The sequence below is a fragment of the Enterococcus sp. DIV0167 genome (assembly GCF_050541555.1).
Classification (GTDB): Bacteria; Bacillota; Bacilli; order Lactobacillales; family Enterococcaceae; genus Enterococcus; species Enterococcus faecalis.
On the sequence record NZ_CP172933.1, the window covers coordinates 621,150 to 640,472 of the forward strand.

The following is a 19,323-nucleotide window of genomic DNA, read 5'->3' on the forward strand; positions in this document are numbered from 1 at the left end:
AAGTTGCGTGTTCAAAAAAAATCATGTTATATTTAATAGAGACACTATTATATAGGAAGAAAAAATTAGAGGGGGAATAGGATGGAAGCTTACAAGCAAACTGTCGATACTGTCACAAAAGAAGTTTCAGTCAATACTGAAACTGGTTTAACACAACAAGAGGCCCAACAACGGCTGAAAGAAAATGGCCGCAATCAATTTGAAGAGGCTAAGAAGGATTCTGTGTTAAAGAAATTTATTCACAGTTTATCTGATTTTACAACGATTATTTTATTAGTTGCTGCGGCAATTTCGTTTTATACAGCAATCGTAACAGAACATGGCGAATATTTTGAAGGAATCTTAATTATTGCAATTGTGATTATCAATGCTGTTTTGGCCATTGTTCAAGAAGGAAATGCTGAAAAATCTCTGGCGGCTTTACAAGACATGAACAAGCAAAGTAGTGCAGTCTTACGAGATGGCAAGGTAATCGAAGTCGATGCTGAAGAACTAGTAGTAGGAGATGTTCTAGTTCTTGAAGCTGGTTCAATGATTACAGCCGATGCACGACTTATTCAAGCTTCTCAAATGCGCGTAGAAGAGTCAGCACTAACAGGTGAAAGTGAACCTGTTGAAAAAGATCCTACATACGTGGGGCATGACGATGATGGCTTAGGAGATCAAATAAATATGATTTTCAAAGGCTGTACCGTTGTGAATGGCCGCGGACGAGCAGTAGTAACTGCAACAGGAATGAATACGGAAATGGGTAAAATTGCTGGGTTACTGAATAACAGCGATCAGCAAAAAACACCATTACAAAAACGCTTGAATCAATTAGGCAAACGTATTAGTTTGTTAGCCTTAGGGGCTGCGGCAATTGTTTTCATTATTGGTGAACTGCAAGGAGAACCGCTTCTTGAAATGTTTATGACAGCCGTTTCCTTAGCGGTGGCAGCTGTACCAGAAACACTAACCGTGATTGTAACGTTAACCTTAGCATATGGTGTTCAAAAAATGGCTAAGAAACATGCGATTATTCGTCGATTGCCAGCAGTAGAAACGCTAGGAACTGCGAATGTTATCTGTTCTGATAAGACAGGAACACTGACACAAAATAAAATGCGCGTCCGCCGAGTATGGCATCGTGGTGATGAAGTAACGGATACGGAAGATGCCATGACCGATGAAGCCATGGAAGTATTGAAAATGGCTGCTTTATGTACAGATGTCATTGTGGAAAAAGAAGGCGATGAACTAACTGTTACAGGGAATCCGACAGAAGCGGCAATTGTTCGTGCTGTCGAAGAAAATTATCATACTAAAGAAGAACTTGAAGAAAAATATCCTCGTATTGGTGAAATTCCCTTTGATTCAGAACGAAAAATGATGACTACGGTCCATCAATGGGGGAAAAAGTACATCTCAATTACTAAAGGAGCCTTTGATGTGTTACTACCACGTTTTGGTTTCGGAGATGTCGATCAAGCGGCTATTGTTAATGATCGTTTCGGAAAACGAGCGTTACGAGTTATTGCTGTCGGTTATGCCGTATATGATGAACCACCCAAGGAAATTACATCAGAGGCTTTAGAAAAAAATCTTCGCTTGTTAGGCTTAATTGGCATGATTGATCCACCACGTCCAGAAAGTAAGGGCGCCATTGCTCGTGCGAAAAAAGCTGGAATTAAAACAGTCATGATTACTGGTGATCACGTGGTAACAGCCAGTGCAATTGCTAAAGAATTAGGAATTTTAAAAGATAAAAGTGAAGCCTTATCTGGTTCAGAACTGAAAAAAATGAGTGATGAAGAATTAGATAAACGTGTTAAAGATTTATCCGTTTATGCACGTGTAACCCCTGAAGATAAAATTCGAATTGTTCAATCATGGCAACGTTCTGGCGCTGTTGTAGCAATGACCGGAGATGGCGTGAATGATGCGCCAGCCTTGAAAGCTAGTGATGTCGGTTGCGCAATGGGGATTACTGGAACAGATGTGGCCCAAGGCGCTTCAGATATGATTTTGACGGACGATAACTTTGCAACTATTGTTGATGCGGTTGCACAAGGACGTGCCGTGTACCGAAATATTCGTAAAGCCATTAACTTCTTGTTAAGCTGTAATATTTCTGAGATTTTTATTGTTTTAATTGCCATGTTACTTGGTTGGGGTGCGCCATTTACTGCAGTTCAACTGTTGTTTGTTAACGTGGTCGCAGATGGGTTACCTGGTTTTGCATTAGGAAAAGAACCAGCGGAAAAAGGAATTATGGATGAGGCACCAATCCCTAAAAACGAAGGGATTTTTGCACGAGGCTTATGGCAAAAGATTGGGATTAATGCAGCAGTGTTCACAGTCATTACTTTGTTTGGTTTTTACCTAGGTGCTTTTGTACCAGGTGTTTCAGCCTATGTTTCAAACAGCTATGAAGTTGGACAAACAGTGGCATTTTTAATCTTAGCTTATTCCTCTATCTTACATGTCTTTAATGTTCGTAGTGCGAACTCTGTTTTCCGTGTAAAATTATCAAGCAACAAGTCGCTCTTTGAAATGGTCGTTTTAGCATTACTAATTACCACAACCATTGCTTTATTACCATTCACACAAGAACTATTTGGATTAGTGCATATTAGTTTAAATCATTGGATGTTAGCAATTTTCCTATCCTTTGTGCCAATTTTCGTCAATGAAATGATTAAGTTCCATTTCTCTGAAGTTGAAGAGGAAGAAGAAGTGATTTAAATTTAACAGGAATAAAAGAAGCTACTTTTGTTCAGAAAATTATCTTAATAGTTAGCAAGTGGGGCAGCAGTCGTTTCGACTGCTGCCCCACTTATTTTTGATTTTCCTTTTTTCAAAATAGGTGGGTTTCTTATCTAAGATGAACATTCTCTAATAAAAAGACTTGCTAAACGATTTAAAACGTATTATAGTGAGTAGCATCGTTAGTCAAAAAGCGCTTTTTGACTAATGAAAAAGATATATAAAACGTTATATAATAAAGAGTTTTAAAAGTTTTTATGGAGCTGTTGGTTAAACTAAACGAAGTCATTTCTTTTGTAGGAGGAAAGTATTGTGTTACACAAAGCAGAGGGGTTTGATCGTCGGAAATTTACGATGGCAGGGATCTTAGTTGCCATGGGCGTTGTCTATGGAGATATTGGAACGAGCCCTTTATATGTAATGAAAGCCATTGTAGGAGATAATGGTGGCTTGGCACGGGTTTCTGAATCGTTTATTTTAGGTTCGGTCTCGTTAATTTTTTGGACATTGACTATCTTAACCACGATTAAATATGTTGTTATTGCTTTAAATGCTGATAACCATGGAGAAGGTGGGATTTTCTCTCTTTATACATTGGTTCGTAAAAAAAGTAAGTATTTGATTATTCCCGCAATGATTGGCGGCGCCGCTTTACTGGCTGATGGCGTTTTGACCCCGGCTGTGACAGTGACGACAGCGATTGAAGGCTTACGGGGGATTCCAGCATTTTTTGAACGTTTTGGCAATGACCAAACGATTATAGTGGTTATTACGTTGACGATTATTTTAATTCTTTTTTCTGTTCAACGATTTGGAACAGAATTGGTCGGGAAAGCTTTTGGGCCGATTATGTTCTTGTGGTTTACTTTTTTAGGCATCATTGGTTTAATGAATTTTAGCCAAGATTGGACGGTTATTCGTGCATTAAATCCATATTATGCTTTGCAATTACTAGTCAGTCCAGAAAATAAATTAGGTCTATTTATTTTAGGGAATATTTTCTTGGCTACAACTGGTGCTGAAGCTTTATATTCTGATTTAGGGCATGTAGGAAAAATGAATATCCGCATTAGCTGGCCGTATATTAAGATTTGTTTGATTCTTAATTATTTAGGGCAAGCTGCGTGGTTGTTAACGGTCAAAGAAAACCCTGAAATGCAGGCATTAGCTGAAATTAACCCATTTTTCCAAATGATTCCACGAGGTATTCTCGTATTTGGCGTTGTTTTTGCAACAATCGCCGCAGTGATTGCTTCGCAAGCGTTAATATCAGGTTCGTATACTTTAGTTTCTGAAGCGATTAAATTGAAGTTATTACCAAGACTTAAAATTATTTATCCTGGGAGCAATATCGGTCAAATGTATATTCCAGCGGTAAATTTAATTTTGTGGTTAGCTTGTTCAGCAATCGTGCTGGCTTTTAGAACATCGACACACATGGAAGCTGCGTATGGTCTATCGATTACGATTACGATGTTAATGACAACCATTTTATTGTTGTTTTATCTTTTGGATAAAATTCCAGCTTGGTCTGCGTATCTAATTTCCTTGTTCTTTGCTGCCATTGAAGTTGTCTTTTTCTTTTCAAGTGCTGCGAAGTTTTTCCATGGTGGATATGTTGCTGTGGGAATGGCAGTCTTCTTGTTATGCATCATGATTATTTGGGAACGCGGCAACGAGATTAAAGAAGCAACGGCGGAACAAGTGTCGTTGGAAAAATATGTACCACAACTTAAAGCTTTGAAAGAAGATACATCTGTACCAATGTATCAAACCAACGTGGTCTTTTTAACCTCCGATCGAGTGGATGGCGAAATTAATCGTAATATTATTTATTCGATTTTGGACAAACAACCAAAACGAGCGAATGTTTATTGGTTTGTTAATGTTCAGGTAACAGATGAACCCTTTACTCAAGAATATTCTGTTGATATGTTAGGGACTGATTTTATTGTGCAAGTTCAGCTATATTTAGGCTTCCATATTTCTCAAGAAGTGAATGTATATTTAAGACAAATTGTTCATGACTTGATGAAAACAGGCCGCTTGCCAAAACAGCCACAACGTTATTCATTAACGCCAGGAAGAGAAGTTGGCGATTTCCAATTTGTATTAATTCAAGAAGAATTATCTAACGTTTCTGAACTGAAAAAATGGGATCGACAAATTATGCAGGCAAAATTAGCTATCAAAAACTTAACTACCTCTCCTGAAAGTTGGTTTGGCTTGGAATACAGTGAAGTCAAATATGAATCCGTTCCTTTAATCATTGGTCCACAACGGAAAACGCACTTAGTTGAACGAAAGAATCGTTCATAAATAGAAGAAATTTAACTAAAAGATTGAGCCTAAGTCCTTGAGATACATGGCTCAATCTTTTTTGTAGAATCAGAGTAAATACTGTAATTCCACAAAGAATTCATTTAAAAGTGTTTGGTCTTTAAAGGAATTCATTCGCTTAAAGATGGCCAGTAAGACTTCTTTTTGTGGTTCAGTTAATTGATCTACTTTTAACAAAGGAAGAAAAGCGATAATCAGAGAATAATCCAATTCTGGATTTTGAGAATGTGTAAATAATTCATGGAGTTCTGACAAAATAAACGGATGATAATAAGATTGGTCAGACTGTTCTTCTGCAGTTGTTGGTTCATAAATAGAAATACTCTCTTGGGAATGAGAGGGGGCTTCTACTGTTAAAGGAAAAGCATAAAAGGACTGCTGTAACTTTTGCGCTTGAATCATAATTTTTAATGAATCGTGATAGGATAGATGTTCTTCAGATAAACGTACCATCAACTGAGTAAAAAAAGGTGGTTTTAGTAGTTGTTTATTTTGAAAATTTTCTTTTAATAGCTGGCGCACAAATCGATCAAAATCACCATAAAGTAGCCAATCTACTGTTGTGTCACAGGCTTTAGCGATTTTTTTTAAGTATCGTTTATTGGGTAAATTCAAACCTAATTCCCAGTTACTAATTGTACTTCCACTAGATAAACCAATTTTATTGGCTAAATAACGTAAAGTGTACTTCTTCTTTTTTCGAGCTTCACGCATGCGTGCCCCGACTTGCTTTGTAGTAATTTTCATTGAAACACTCCTTTTGTAATAAATATGAGGATAAGGTGTTCTTAAAATATACATACGCAAAATTCAGCTCTTTTTTTTTCTAAACTAAAAAAAGTAATTATTTCTAACAATTTTCATCTTGTGCTATGCTTAAGATGAAAATACTTAAGAAGAGAAGGGATCATATGTCAGCAAAACATAATCATGAACAACATCAGGAAAAACAGCCAACAATGTCCCACGATAAAATGAATCACATGAATCATGACATGGCGCATGAACAAATGGCTATGTCACACCAACATGAAGGAATGAAGGGAATGGACCATTCAATGCATATGGGGAATTTTAAACAAAAATTCTGGCTGTCATTGATTTTAGCTATTCCGATTATTGTTCTTTCACCAATGATGGGTTTTCAATTACCTTTTCAATTTACTTTTCCAGGTTCTGATTGGTTGGTCTTAATTTTAGCAACTGTGCTATTTTTTTATGGTGGACAACCATTTTTAAGTGGCGCTAAAATGGAATTACAGCAAAAGAGTCCAGCAATGATGACGTTAATTGCGATGGGGATTTCGGTATCATATTTTTACAGCTTATATGCGTTTTACATGAATCATTTTACGAATCAGGCCCACGTGATGGACTTTTTCTGGGAATTAGCCACTCTGATTGTTATTATGCTTTTAGGTCATTGGATTGAAATGAATGCTATTTCTAATGCTGGTGATGCCTTGAAAAAAATGGCTGAACTGTTGCCTGACACAGTCAAGCGAATGACTGAACATGGGGAAGAAGAAATTCCTTTGCAAGATGTCCAAGAAGGCGATCGCTTGATTGTTCGTTCGGGAGATAAAATTCCGACAGATGGTAAAATTTTGAAAGGAAGTACAACAGTCGACGAATCGATGGTTACAGGGGAATCAAAAACAGTAGAAAAAAACATTGGTGACTCCGTGATTGGTGGAGCTGTCAATGGCAACGGAATGATTGAAATTTCGGTAACTGGCACGGGTGAAAATAGTTACCTGTCAAAAGTTATGGAGATGGTTAAACAAGCGCAATCGGAAAAATCAAAACTAGAATCCATTTCAGACCGTGTAGCCAAGTGGTTATTCTATATTGCCTTATTCGTAGGTGTGTTAGCATTTATCGGTTGGTTACTCGTAACGAAAGATTTGTCTCTAGCATTTGAACGAATGGTTACAGTTTTTATTATTGCCTGTCCCCATGCGTTAGGCTTAGCAATTCCTTTAGTGATTGCTAGAAGTACCTCCATTGCTGCTAAAAATGGCTTACTTTTAAAAAATCGGAATTCATTAGAACAAGCCAATAAGGTTGAATATGTGTTGCTGGATAAAACTGGAACTTTAACAGAAGGACAATTTACAGTTACTGGCTTAGAATTAATGAGTAAGCAGTTTACTAGAGAAGAAGCACTTAAATATATTGGGGCATTGGAAAAAAATGCAAATCATCCGTTGGCAATTGGAATCATGAACTATTTAAATAAACAAGCCGTTCAACCTTATGAAGCCCATAATCTGCAAGCTTTATCAGGCGTAGGACTGGTTGCTACTGTTCAAAACCAAGAAGTCAAAATAGTCAATGAAAAAGAAGTTGCACGGTTACAGTTAACCTTCGATGAAACAATTAAAACAAACTATCAAGAGCAAGGAAATACCTTGAGCTATTTAATCATCGCTGGTCAATTAGTCGCACTGCTTGCTTTAGGAGATAAAGTCAAACCAGAAGCTAAAACATTTATTGCAGAGTTACAAGCGCAAGGAATTACGCCAGTCATGTTAACAGGGGATAATCAAACAGCTGCCAGTGCAGTTGCTAATTATTTAGGAATGAAGGAATACTACGCAGAGCTCTTACCAGAAGATAAAGAAAAAATTGTGCAACAGTATCTTACTGAGGGGCATCAGGTCATGATGGTAGGAGACGGTATTAACGATGCACCAAGTTTAGCCCGTGCTTCAATCGGCATTGCGATAGGCGCTGGTACAGATGTAGCGATTGATTCGGCAGATGTTGTACTGACGGATAGTGATCCTAAAGATATTTTAAGGTTCTTAGATTTAGCCAAACAAACACGACGTAAAATGATCCAAAATCTTTGGTGGGGAGCTGGGTACAATATTGTCGCCATTCCTTTAGCGGCTGGGGTTCTTGCACCAATTGGGATTGTTTTAAATCCAGCTGTAGGTGCTGTCTTGATGTCATTAAGTACAATTATTGTAGCAGCAAATGCTATGACACTGCATATTTCAAAAAAATAATTCGATATAATTGTAGAGAGCGGAAAGTAATCAATACTTTTTGTTCTCTATTTTTTTCTTCTTAAAAAAATTTTTGCCTTATTTGACGTATTCTTATAACAAGGGAGTGAAAGGGGACGATATATGGATTTCAAGGAATTATTGTCTTTTGAACATAAAAATATGTTGGAATTGTTGGATTTACTGCAACAAGAGCAGACATTTTCTGTTTTGATGGCTGCAGAAAAACTAAAGGTGAGCGACAAAACCATCCATTGTTACATTCAACGTTTTGAAAAAAAGCAGGAAACGTTTAAGATAGAAGGGCTTTGTAAGATTTATACAACGACCAAAGGAATTGTAAAATATCGTGAATTATGCGTTTGTGGCTTGGCTCGATTTAGACAAAAATTTTGTTATTTTATTCCCGAATTTTATATTTTACGTTGTCTAATTGAAGAGCGAATCAATTATGCGCAATTGACCCAGGTATTGGGATTACAGGAATCAACTCTTCGGAAGAAACTTTCTAATATTCGACGTTGGCTAGTTAATTTTGATATTATTGTACGTCAAAAACATTACGATTTAACTGGCAATGAATGGCAAATTCGACAGTTAATCCTTTGTTTTTATTTGTTTTTTCAAGAAAGCTGTCTGGAAGAAAACAGAGAAATGACTCGGAAAATCATTACCTTTTTTGAGTTGGATTTAAATGTAGCACAACAGAATCATCTTAGTTGGCTAATTTATATTTGGGAGAAACGATATAGAGGCGGGCATGAAATTTCAGTGCCAAATGCTAATTTATTTCAACAAACAAGTGCTTTTTTTTATTTATTTCGTGTGGAAGTGTTGAGCACTTCTTTTATGTCTCTTAAAGAACAAAAAGCGTTATTTGTGATTCTTGAAGCACATTTTGGTGGTTGTTTTGGCAAGAGAGCGCGAAAGTATTTTATTCATGAGCAAATGAAAATAGAAAGTTTATGCTTAAAAACAGCTATTTTTATTATGAAAGAAATTAGGAGAAATTTTACACAACATCATTTTAATTATCAAGAAATTCATTTATGTCGATTTTTAAGTACGCATATGAATAGTTTATTAGACGGACAAGCATGGTTGCCAGCTCATAAACAGGAACAAACACTTGCTGCTCGTTATCAACAAACCTGGCACAGATTACAAAAACTTATTAGGCTTTTAAAACGCCTATATCCAGTCTTTACTTCAGTAAAAGAACGGGAATTGACGAGTTGCTATTTTTATCACATCCTAGATTTATTTGACCCGATTTTATATGAAAAAAAATATATTATTTGCCTATTGACGGACTTTCCTCCAGAAAAGGAACAAGCGTTGGGACAATCTATAAAAAGCTATTTCAGTGAAAAAAAGAATATTACAATTATTTATGGAAAACCAACGTATCAACTTCACCAAGCACATCTAGTAATCGTCAATCATTTGTTTCAGATGAACGTAGCGCTTTCTTCTGAGACAGTTGTTTATTTGCCAGAGGAATTATCTCCTGCTTTTTTTGAAAAAGTCGAAGCGAATCTATCGTAAGAAGTCCAATTTTGTCTAAATAGTGTTAAAATGAAGAAGTAAGAGGAATGGATGAGGAGGATATTAAAATGAAACAACTGCAATTTGGTACAAGTGACGAAACAGTTTCTTCGGTTATCTTAGGATGTATGCGCTTAAATGGTGCTGAAAATCCTCAACAGGTAATTGAAACTGCTTATGATCATGGCATTACATTTTTTGATCACGCCGACATTTATGGTGGCGGCGACTGCGAAACCATTTTTGGTAAGGCCTTAAAAGAAAGTACCATTCGTCGTGAAGATATTTTTATACAAACAAAATGTGGGATTCGTCAAGGCTTTTTTGACTTTTCAAAAGCTCATATTTTAGAAGCGGTCGAAGGGAGTTTACAGCGTTTAGGTGTAGATTCAGTCGATGCATTATTATTGCATCGTCCAGATACTTTAGTGGAACCAGAAGAAGTAGCTGAGGCTTTTCATTTATTAGAAAAACAAGGGAAAGTTCGCTATTTTGGTGTAAGTAACCAAACGCCAGGACAAATTGAACTTTTAAAAACAGCTGTTAAACAACCATTATTAGCCAATCAATTACAATTTGGCATCAAGCATACTGGCATGGTGGATCAAGGCTTACAAACAAATATGGAAATATCAGGAAGCATTGATTATGATCATGGTATTTTAGATTATTCACGGTTGAAACAAATGACTATTCAAGCATGGTCACCGTACCAATATGGTTATTTTGAAGGTGTCTTTATTGGAAATGAAAAATTCCCTGAGTTAAATCAAAAATTAAGCGAATTGGCTGAAAAATATCAAACAACGCCAACTGGCTTAGCCACCAGCTGGATTCTGCGCCACCCTGCTAATATGCAAGTCATCGCAGGAAGTATGAATCTTGGTAGAATTGAAGAAATTGCTAAAGCAGCAGACATTGTGATTAGTCGCGAAGATTGGTACGATATTTATCGTGCAGCGGGAAATGTTTTGCCGTAAAAAAGATTCTCATACTTGTGAAGATCCAGCGTGTATTGCTGATTGATTTTGGTATTTGATATAGTTGTCACTAAGGAACTATGTCAAATACCTTTTTCTTTCATTCTGCAATCGCCGTCTACTGCAAATTCTGTAGTTTTTTGTTAAAATAGAAAGGAAACTAGTTTGCTAAAGATGAGGGGAAAAAAATGACCAAAAAAAAATTATTACTCGTTGATGGAAACAGTGTAGCCTTTCGTGCATTTTTTGCGCTACATAACTCATTAGAACGATTCAAAAATAAGAACGGCTTGCATACAAATGCTATTTATGCATTTAACAATATGTTTGAAAATGTAATGCAAAAAGAAATGCCTACTCATGTTTTAGTCGCTTTTGATGCAGGGAAAACCACATTCAGAACAGAATTTTATTCAGAATATAAAGCCGGACGTTCAAAAACACCGGGGGAATTTAAAGAACAAATGCCGTATATTCGTGAACTTTTAGAAGGTTTAGGCGTAAAATATTATGAACTACCTAACTATGAAGCAGATGATATTATTGGTACATTAGCCAACAAAGTTGATAAAGATGAATTTGATGTTGTCGTGTTATCAGGGGACCGAGATTTGACACAATTAGCGACGGACACTGTCAAAGTAGATATCACTGTTAAAGGAGTTAGCGATATTGAATCATATACGCCTGAGCATATTGCTGAAAAATATGATGGGTTAACGCCTAAGCAAATTATTGATATGAAAGGGTTGGCTGGCGACACGTCGGATAACATTCCAGGTGTAACGAAAATCGGTGAGAAAACCGCGATTAAGCTGTTAAAACAATATGGCTCAGTTGAAGGGGTTTATGAGAATATCGATGAAATGAAAAAAAGCAAAATGAAAGAAAACTTGATTAATGATAAAGAGCAAGCCTTTCTTTCTAAACGTTTAGCGACAATTGAAGTCAATGCACCAGTCGAAGTCAATGTGGAAGACTTGGCATATGAAGGGAAGAACTTAGAAAAATTGGTTCCTTTTTATAAAGAAATGGACTTTAAACAATTTTTAGCTAAGTTGGACATTACAGAAGAACCTGTTGAAATGGAAGATATTTTATTTGAAGTAGTTGAAGATCAGTTAACCAATGAAATGTTTACAGACGATATGGCTCTTTATGTTGAGATGATGGCAGATAACTATCATACGTCACCGATTGTCGGCCTTGCTTGGGGCAATAACAAGAAGATTTATACCACGAATAATTTAGCTGTTTTTGAAAGTCAGCCATTTATCGACTGGTTGATGGATGAGACACGTAAAAAAAATGTCTATGATGCAAAACGGACGTACGTTGCACTAAATCGCTATGTAGGAAAAATGACAGGAATTGCCTTTGATGTTTTATTGGCTGCTTATTTACTTGATACCAATGACAATAACGCTGATATTGAAGGCGTAGCACAACATTACGGATATGATGCGATTCAATCTGATGAAGCGATTTATGGAAAAGGGGCCAAAAAAGGCTTGCCAGAGGACGAAGAAGTTTTCTTTGGTCATTTAGCACGTAAGATTAAAGCAATTCAATTTTTAACAAGCAAATTAGATAGCGAATTAACAGAAAAGAATCAAGCTGATTTATTCTATAAAATGGAATTACCACTTTCTCGTATTTTAGGCGATATGGAAATAACTGGTATCCGTGTTGATGCCACGCGCTTAAAAGAAATGCAAGTAGAATTTTCAGAACGTCTGAAAGAAATCGAAGAAAAAATCTATGCAGAAGCTGGCGAAGAATTTAATTTGAATTCACCTAAACAATTAGGCGTTATTTTATTTGAAAAAATGGGCTTACCTGTGATCAAAAAGACGAAAACCGGCTATTCAACAGCGGTAGATGTTTTAGAACAACTAAAAGAACAAGCACCAATTGTGGCAGATATTTTAACTTATCGTCAAATTGCCAAAATTCAATCGACCTATGTTGAAGGACTCTTAAAAGTAATTCAGCCAGATAATAAAATTCATACTCGGTATGTACAAACACTGACACAAACAGGACGATTAAGCTCAGTAGATCCCAATTTACAAAACATTCCTATCCGTTTAGAAGAAGGCCGGAAAATTAGAGAAGCCTTCGTACCAAGAGAGGATAATTGGTTGATTTTCTCTTCTGATTACTCTCAAATTGAGTTACGTGTGCTCGCACATATTTCTAATGATGAGCATTTAAAAGAAGCGTTTGTGGAAGGACAAGATATCCATGCCAGCACTGCAATGCGAGTTTTCGGTGTTGAAAAAGCAGAAGATGTCACACCTAACATGCGTCGTCAAGCTAAAGCAGTGAATTTTGGAATTGTCTATGGTATCAGTGATTATGGCTTGTCCCAAAACTTAGGCATTACTAGGAAGCAAGCACAACAATATATTGACACCTATTTTGAAAAATATCCAGGCGTGAAGCAGTATATGGAAGAGATAGTCCGCGATGCCAAAGACAAAGGCTATGTGGAAACATTGTATCATCGCCGTCGTTATTTAAGTGATATTAATTCAAGAAACTTTAATCTACGTTCGTTCGCTGAACGTACAGCGATTAATACACCGATTCAGGGAAGTGCCGCAGATATTTTAAAAATTGCGATGATTGAAATGGCGCGTCGTTTAAAAGAAGAAAAATTACAAGCGACAATGTTATTACAAGTGCACGATGAATTAGTTTTTGAAGTACCAGAATCAGAATTAGAACAATTAAATCAACTCGTCAAAGAAGTGATGGAGCACGCAGTTTCCTTACATGTGCCACTTATCACCGATAGCAGTTGGGGAAAAACATGGTATGAAGCAAAATAATAGCTTACCCATTAAGAACGATGAATAAAATAAGGATAAGTAGGATCTGGACGTTGATATCTAAGCGTTCAGACCTCTTTATATAAAGGAGCAAAAATAATGCCAGAATTACCAGAAGTAGAAACAGTGCGAAAAGGACTTGAAAAACTTGTTGTAGGAAAAACCATTCAAGAAGTCATTGTTTTTTGGCCAAGAATTATTGAATCACCAGAAGTTGATGTATTTCAAGGTCAATTAGCTGGTCAAACGATTGAAGGGATTGAGCGAAGAGGAAAATTTCTGATTTTTAAATTGTCTGATAATGATATGATTTCTCACTTACGGATGGAAGGAAAATATGAGTTTCATCAGGCTGATGATGAAATTGCCAAACATACCCATGTAATGTTTACTTTTACAGATGGCACGCAATTACGTTATTTAGATGTACGGAAATTTGGCCGTATGACATTGGTTCCTAAGAATCAAGGTCATCAATATAAAGGGATTTTAGCTTTGGGCCCAGAGCCAACACCAGACGTTTTCCAATTAGCTACTTTTCAACAAGGCTTGAAAAAGCATCATAAAGCAATTAAGCCATTGCTGTTAGATCAAAAGCTAGTGACGGGCTTGGGGAATATTTATGTAGATGAAGCACTTTGGCAAGCGCAAATCCATCCAGAACAACCAGCAGATTCCTTAAAACCTGCGGAAGTTGCTACGTTGTATCAAGCAATCATTGACGTCTTGGCACGCGCTGTTGAAGCAGGTGGAACCACCATCCGCACCTATCTAAACGCGTTAGGAGAAGCAGGGACTTTTCAAGTAGCGTTGAATGTCTATGGGCAAACAGGCTTACCTTGCAATCGTTGTGGTACGCCAATTGTTAAAACAAAAGTGGCACAACGTGGTACGCATTATTGTCCACAATGCCAACAATTGAAAGGTCGTCGATTGAAATGACAAAAGTTTTAGGCATTACAGGAGGGATTGCGACAGGTAAAAGTACGGTTGTTGCTCTTTTTAAAAAAGCGGGTTATCCAATTGTTGACGGCGACATTATCGCCCGAGAAATTGTTGCAAAAGGGCAACCAGCCTTAGCCGCAATCGTTGAAACTTTCGGACCAGAAATAGTATTAACAACTGGTGAATTGGATCGGAAAAAGTTAGGACAATTAATTTTCGCTAGTCCTCAAAAAAGAGAGCTGTTAAATGAAACGCTGAAACCTTTTTTAAGAAAAGAAATTTTACGTCAAATTGAAGAAGCTAAAAAGAAAGCCGCCCTGGTTATTGTTGATATTCCTCTGCTTTATGAAGCTCATTATGAGGCGATCATGGATCAAGTTGCTGTGGTATATGTACCAGAAAAGATTCAAAAAGAGCGTCTGATGGCCCGAAACCAATTAACAGAAGAAGAAGCGCAACAACGAATTGCTAGCCAATGGCCGATTGAAATGAAAAAAGAACGAGCAGATATCGTGTTTGATAACCAAGGAACTAGAGAAGAAACGGAACAGCAAGTGAAGAAGTGGCTAGAGAAACAAACTGGAAAGAAGTGAATATTTTTTAAATGGCGTAAAATGTTTTGAAAATTTCAGAAAAAACAGTGAAAGTCTTTGTTTTTATTAAAGAATGGCAAAGATTCAACTAAGAACCAGTTCTAAAGACCTAGTAATAGCGCAATTTCATGTTATAATATAGGCAACAAAAATTATACAGAATAGAAGAGGTGAACGTTATGCGTTGTCCAAGATGTCATCATAATAATTCCCGTGTTATTGATAGCCGTCAAGCAGATGATGGACGTGCAATTCGCCGTCGTCGTGAATGTGAAAATTGCAGTTATCGGTTCACTACATTTGAAAGAATTGAAGCGGCGCCATTACTTGTAATCAAGAAAAATGGGGATCGTGAAGAATTTAATCGTGATAAAATTTTGCGTGGGCTCATTCGCTCTGCGGAAAAAAGACCTGTTGCTATGGAACAAATGGTTCAAATTGTCGATAATGTTGAAAATCGAGTGCGTAGTTTAGGGGAAAATGAAGTCTCTACAACGCTTATCGGTGAATATGTGATGGAAGATTTAGTCAATCTAGATGAAATTGCCTACATCCGCTTTGCGAGTGTTTATCGACAATTCAAAGATATGAGCGTGTTTTTGAAAGAGTTACAGGACATTGTCGACAAAGCAAAATCTTCTTCTCCTGACTCAGAAAATTAAAAAGGAGGTCTTTCTTTGAAAGGAAATCGGCAAAGAATCCAACCAAAAAATATTTTTCAAGCGGTTATTGATTCACCGCTTTCTGATCAAGAGAAAGAGGTTTTAACCTTTTTATATCAACCAATTGTCGGCGCCAATGCGTTTAGTTTATATTGGCTTTTGTTATCTGAAACAACAGATTCAGAGGAGAATGGCTCGCTGTTTCATGCAGATTTAATTAGTTTGCTGGACTTGAGTTGTCAACAATTAGAAGAAGCTTGCTACAAATTAGAAGGCATTGGGTTGCTAGAAACGTATAAAAAAACAGATCGGGAATTAGGAGATTGTTATTTATATTATTTAAAAGCACCTGAAACAGCCGCTCGTTTTTTTAAAGATGAAGTGTTAGCTTTAGTGTTATTTAATCGGGTTGGACAACGGAAATTTGATCAATTAGTGCAAAAGTTCCAACCGCATCCTACCAAAACAGAGGGCTATCAAAATGTTTCCGCTAGCTTTCAAGAGGTTTATGCCTTTAAAGAAGAACAAATTGTTTCCGAAGCGAACCGATTGACAACGATTCAAGAAACTTTTTCTCAACAAGAAAAAGCGAAGAAAATTTCTGTATCAACAGATTCTTTTGATTGGCACTATTTTGTGGAAGGTTTGCACCGCTTAGGTTTACAATTGCCTGAAGATGAGGCTAGTTTTCAAGAAGAAGTCTATGTTTTTCATCAATTATATGGCATCAATGAGTTAGATATGGTAGACTTTGCTTCGAAATCATTTGACTATTATACAAGTCGAATTTTGCCTAAGGAATTAGTGCGAACGATTCATCAAGCGTTTGATCCTGATAAAAAACCACAACCAACAAACATAGTGACAAACAAGCAAGTACAATTGACGGTGGAAGAGCAACAAACGTATCGATATAACGCATTAAAAATGAATGGTTTTTCTGAACTGGATATTCAAATGATTATGGATAGTGAAAAGAATCCGCCTATTCAATATTTAGAAGCTTTAAAAAATAGTCGAGGCGGCTATACGACACCACAAGAACGTTCATTAGTGAAATATTTGGTTGCTAAATCAGGCTTACCGACTAGTGTGATTAATATTTTGATTAACTATGTTTACAATATTCAACAACAACCGACTTTAAAAGCGGAGTATGTGAATCGAATTGCGAATGAATGGGGACAAAGTGGCATTCATTCACCAGAAAAAGCAATTGAACATGTCAGAGAATTGGCTAAACAAAGCCAAAACAAACAAAAACAGCGACAACAAAATTATTCAGGGAAACGCCAAACTGTTCGACAAGAGCGATTGCCAGAATGGGCCGATCAGCCAAACGATGAAACAAAACTTTCCCCAGAAGAACAAGCCGAGTTAGATCGACAAATTCAAGAATTTTTAAACCAAGGAGGTGACCAATGATGGAAGACGTAGGAAAAGAAATGTCAAAAATTATCCAGAAGCGTGACATCAATGAACGATATGAAGAGCTAGTTAACGAAGTATTGAAAGATCAAGATGTTCAAGCCTTTATACAAGCAAACCGAGAGCGTTTAACCGATGAAGATATTCGTAAAAGTTATGCTAAGCTGTATGAATTTGTTCAAGAAAAAAAGAAATTTCAATTAAACGATCCGGCAATGATTGCCCCCGGCTATGAGCCAAGATTAATGTTGAATTTTCATTACATTGATGTAACATATGTCCCAACGGCTGATTTAATCGCCCGTCAGAAGGAAGAAGAAATTCGTAATCGAGTAAGGGCAATGGACATGCCAAAAGATGTCCGAGAAGCAAATTTACGAGATTTCGATCCATCTTCTCAAGGTCGAGCCAAAGCGTTAGCAGAAGCAATGCAATTTTTAAGAGAATATCCTGCGACACCAAAAGAATTTCATAAAGGGCTCTATTTACAAGGCCCCTTCGGTGTAGGAAAATCTTTCTTATTAGGTGCGATGGCTAATGCTTTAGCAGAACGTGGATTTACTACGACAATTGTTCATTTTCCAACATTTACAGTAGAAATGAAGCAAGCCATTGGTCGCGATCAAGTTGGTGAAAAGCTCGATGCAGTAAAAAAATCCCCTATATTAATGATTGATGACATTGGTGCGGAATCCATGACTAGTTGGATTCGTGACGACGTTTTAAGCGTAATCTTGCAATACCGAATGCAAGAACAATTAGTTACTTTTTTCTCTTCCAATCTAGATTTAAAAGCTTTAGAAGAGCATTTAACCGTGACGCAACGAGGAGAACAAGAGCCGCTAAAAGCCAGACGAATTATGGAACGTGTGCGTTATCTGTCAAAAGAGATTACGATGACAGGAAATGATCGACGAAACGGTTAAAGCAATCCTTTTATTTTTATGGATTGCTTTTTTTCTTGCGCTTGAAGAGGTAGCGTAAGTTTCGCAAAAACAAGTACTTTTGTGTACACTGACAATAAAGAAGTGAGGAAAAGAGGCGTAACAATGAAGAGAAAACTTTGGATTTTTATTGGGGTATTCGTGGTGCTTCTGGGAGGATATTTTCTTTTGTTTAGAGAAAAATCCTATAAAGTAGAGGTGGAAAAAGTGAATCCAAAAATTCAACGCTTAATGTCGACAGACAAACAACATTTTTTAACAAAACATGAATTTCACACAAAAGAAACCGCTGAACGCAAAGATTTGTTGAAGTTTTTTATTGAAACCCGGCTCAAAACAGACGGCGGCTTTTTAACCAATTATTTACCAGATGCTGAACGCAAAGATGTCGCCACAGGACATGAGTTGCTAAGTGAGTCTTCGGGTCTATATTTGCGTAATTTAGCTTTTGATACGCAGGGACGTTTTGATAATTTTTACAAGCAGACGAAAGACACCTTTTACGACGGCGTCCAATTTAGTTACCGAATTGACGAGCAAGGCAATAAATACAGTGTCAATGCCTCGATTGATGATTTACGGATCATTCGTTCATTAATTGAAGCAGGGGGGCATTTTAAAACAGATCAGTATGATCAAGAAATTAAAAAATTAGGCAAGAGTTTTATGGAAACCTCTATGAAAGATAATATTCTAATTGATTTTTACGATAGTAAATCAAAACAACAGTCTTCAGAAACTTCTTTGTTTTATATTGACTTAATTACGCTGGGTTATCTATACAAAGAATTTGGGATTTCAGCAGACTACTTGCAGTATCATTACCAATTAATAGACGATGGCTATATTTCTGATGATTTACCTCTTTATCAAACGAAGTTTAATCATCAAACAAATAAATACGAAAACAACGGAACACTTAATATTATTGAATCTTTATTAACGATTGTCCATTTAAGTGAAGTGGGTATGGCGAAGCAGACTAGTATTGATTTTGTGCGAAAACAAGTTCAGCAAGGAACGCTTTTTAACTCGTATGATTTAAATGGATCGCCCGTGGATAAAAATCAATCTGCAGCTAGTTATGCGATAGCGGCTTTAATTGGTGTTGCCGAAAATGACAAAGAGTTGTATCGTGCGGCAATTACAGTACTTAATAATTTTCAAATTATGGATTCAAGCAGTCCGATTTATGGAGGATTTGGTGATAAAGTTACGAAACAAGTCTATTCCTATAATAACTTAATGGCTCTTTTGGCCTATGATTTCTAGATGAGGTGA

Annotated in this window: 13 protein-coding genes; 12 read left to right on the forward strand and 1 reads right to left on the reverse strand. The window is 36.7% G+C overall.

The features are described 5' to 3' along the window. The first annotated feature begins 81 nt into the window (after positions 1–81). Both IGM09_RS03025 and IGM09_RS03030 read left to right on the forward strand, forming a co-directional pair. Positions 82–2,727, forward strand: coding sequence for a calcium-translocating P-type ATPase, PMCA-type (locus tag IGM09_RS03025; protein ID WP_002358801.1), 2,646 nt, complete (start codon positions 82–84; stop codon positions 2,725–2,727). A 333-nt stretch (positions 2,728–3,060) separates the two neighbouring features. Beyond that, the gene (locus IGM09_RS03030; protein ID WP_002381294.1) at positions 3,061–5,067 is read left to right on the forward strand and encodes a KUP/HAK/KT family potassium transporter; all 2,007 of its coding nucleotides are present in this window, start codon (positions 3,061–3,063) and stop codon (positions 5,065–5,067) included. Positions 5,068–5,136: 69 nt separating this feature from the next. Here the strand turns inward: IGM09_RS03030 and IGM09_RS03035 are convergent, their stop codons facing one another. Further along, on the reverse strand, positions 5,137–5,835 hold the full coding sequence (locus tag IGM09_RS03035) for a helix-turn-helix domain-containing protein (protein WP_010828600.1): 699 nt from the start codon (positions 5,833–5,835) through the stop codon (positions 5,137–5,139). 125 nt (positions 5,836–5,960) lie between these two features. Here IGM09_RS03035 and IGM09_RS03040 point away from each other — a divergent pair, with 125 nt between their 5' ends. The 10 genes from IGM09_RS03040 (at position 5,961) to IGM09_RS03085 (ending at position 19,314) form a co-directional block, all read left to right on the forward strand. Beyond that, positions 5,961–8,105 carry a heavy metal translocating P-type ATPase gene (locus tag IGM09_RS03040; RefSeq protein WP_162782973.1) on the forward strand — a complete coding sequence of 715 codons (2,145 nt, stop codon included), beginning with the start codon at positions 5,961–5,963 and terminating at the stop codon, positions 8,103–8,105. 123 nt (positions 8,106–8,228) lie between these two features. Then, positions 8,229–9,653, forward strand: a complete 1,425-nt coding sequence (locus IGM09_RS03045; protein WP_016618009.1) for a helix-turn-helix domain-containing protein — start codon at positions 8,229–8,231, stop codon at positions 9,651–9,653. 68 nt (positions 9,654–9,721) lie between these two features. Next, positions 9,722–10,633, forward strand: a complete 912-nt coding sequence (locus IGM09_RS03050; RefSeq protein ID WP_033624857.1) for an aldo/keto reductase — start codon at positions 9,722–9,724, stop codon at positions 10,631–10,633. 188 nt (positions 10,634–10,821) lie between these two features. After that, the gene (gene polA, locus IGM09_RS03055) at positions 10,822–13,470 is read left to right on the forward strand and encodes a DNA polymerase I (RefSeq protein ID WP_010828604.1); all 2,649 of its coding nucleotides are present in this window, start codon (positions 10,822–10,824) and stop codon (positions 13,468–13,470) included. A 99-nt stretch (positions 13,471–13,569) separates the two neighbouring features. Beyond that, positions 13,570–14,412 (forward strand): DNA-formamidopyrimidine glycosylase, encoded by an 843-nt coding sequence (gene mutM / locus IGM09_RS03060; protein ID WP_002355756.1) that lies wholly within the window; start codon positions 13,570–13,572, stop codon positions 14,410–14,412. Beyond that, the gene (gene coaE, locus IGM09_RS03065) at positions 14,409–15,008 is read left to right on the forward strand and encodes a dephospho-CoA kinase (protein WP_010713834.1); all 600 of its coding nucleotides are present in this window, start codon (positions 14,409–14,411) and stop codon (positions 15,006–15,008) included. Before mutM ends, coaE begins: the two co-directional genes overlap by 4 nt. 179 nt (positions 15,009–15,187) lie before the next feature. Beyond that, on the forward strand, positions 15,188–15,670 hold the full coding sequence (gene nrdR, locus IGM09_RS03070) for a transcriptional regulator NrdR (RefSeq protein WP_002381296.1): 483 nt from the start codon (positions 15,188–15,190) through the stop codon (positions 15,668–15,670). 15 nt (positions 15,671–15,685) lie between these two features. Then, a complete protein-coding gene (locus tag IGM09_RS03075; protein ID WP_010713833.1) occupies positions 15,686–17,095 on the forward strand; it encodes a replication initiation and membrane attachment family protein in 1,410 nt (469 codons plus the stop codon). Further along, positions 17,095–18,024: a primosomal protein DnaI gene (gene dnaI / locus IGM09_RS03080; RefSeq protein WP_002355760.1), complete on the forward strand. Its 930-nt coding sequence runs from the start codon at positions 17,095–17,097 to the stop codon at positions 18,022–18,024. Before IGM09_RS03075 ends, dnaI begins: the two co-directional genes overlap by 1 nt. A gap of 81 nt (positions 18,025–18,105) precedes the next feature. After that, positions 18,106–19,314 carry a hypothetical protein gene (locus IGM09_RS03085; protein ID WP_033624858.1) on the forward strand — a complete coding sequence of 403 codons (1,209 nt, stop codon included), beginning with the start codon at positions 18,106–18,108 and terminating at the stop codon, positions 19,312–19,314. Positions 19,315–19,323 lie beyond the last annotated feature (9 nt).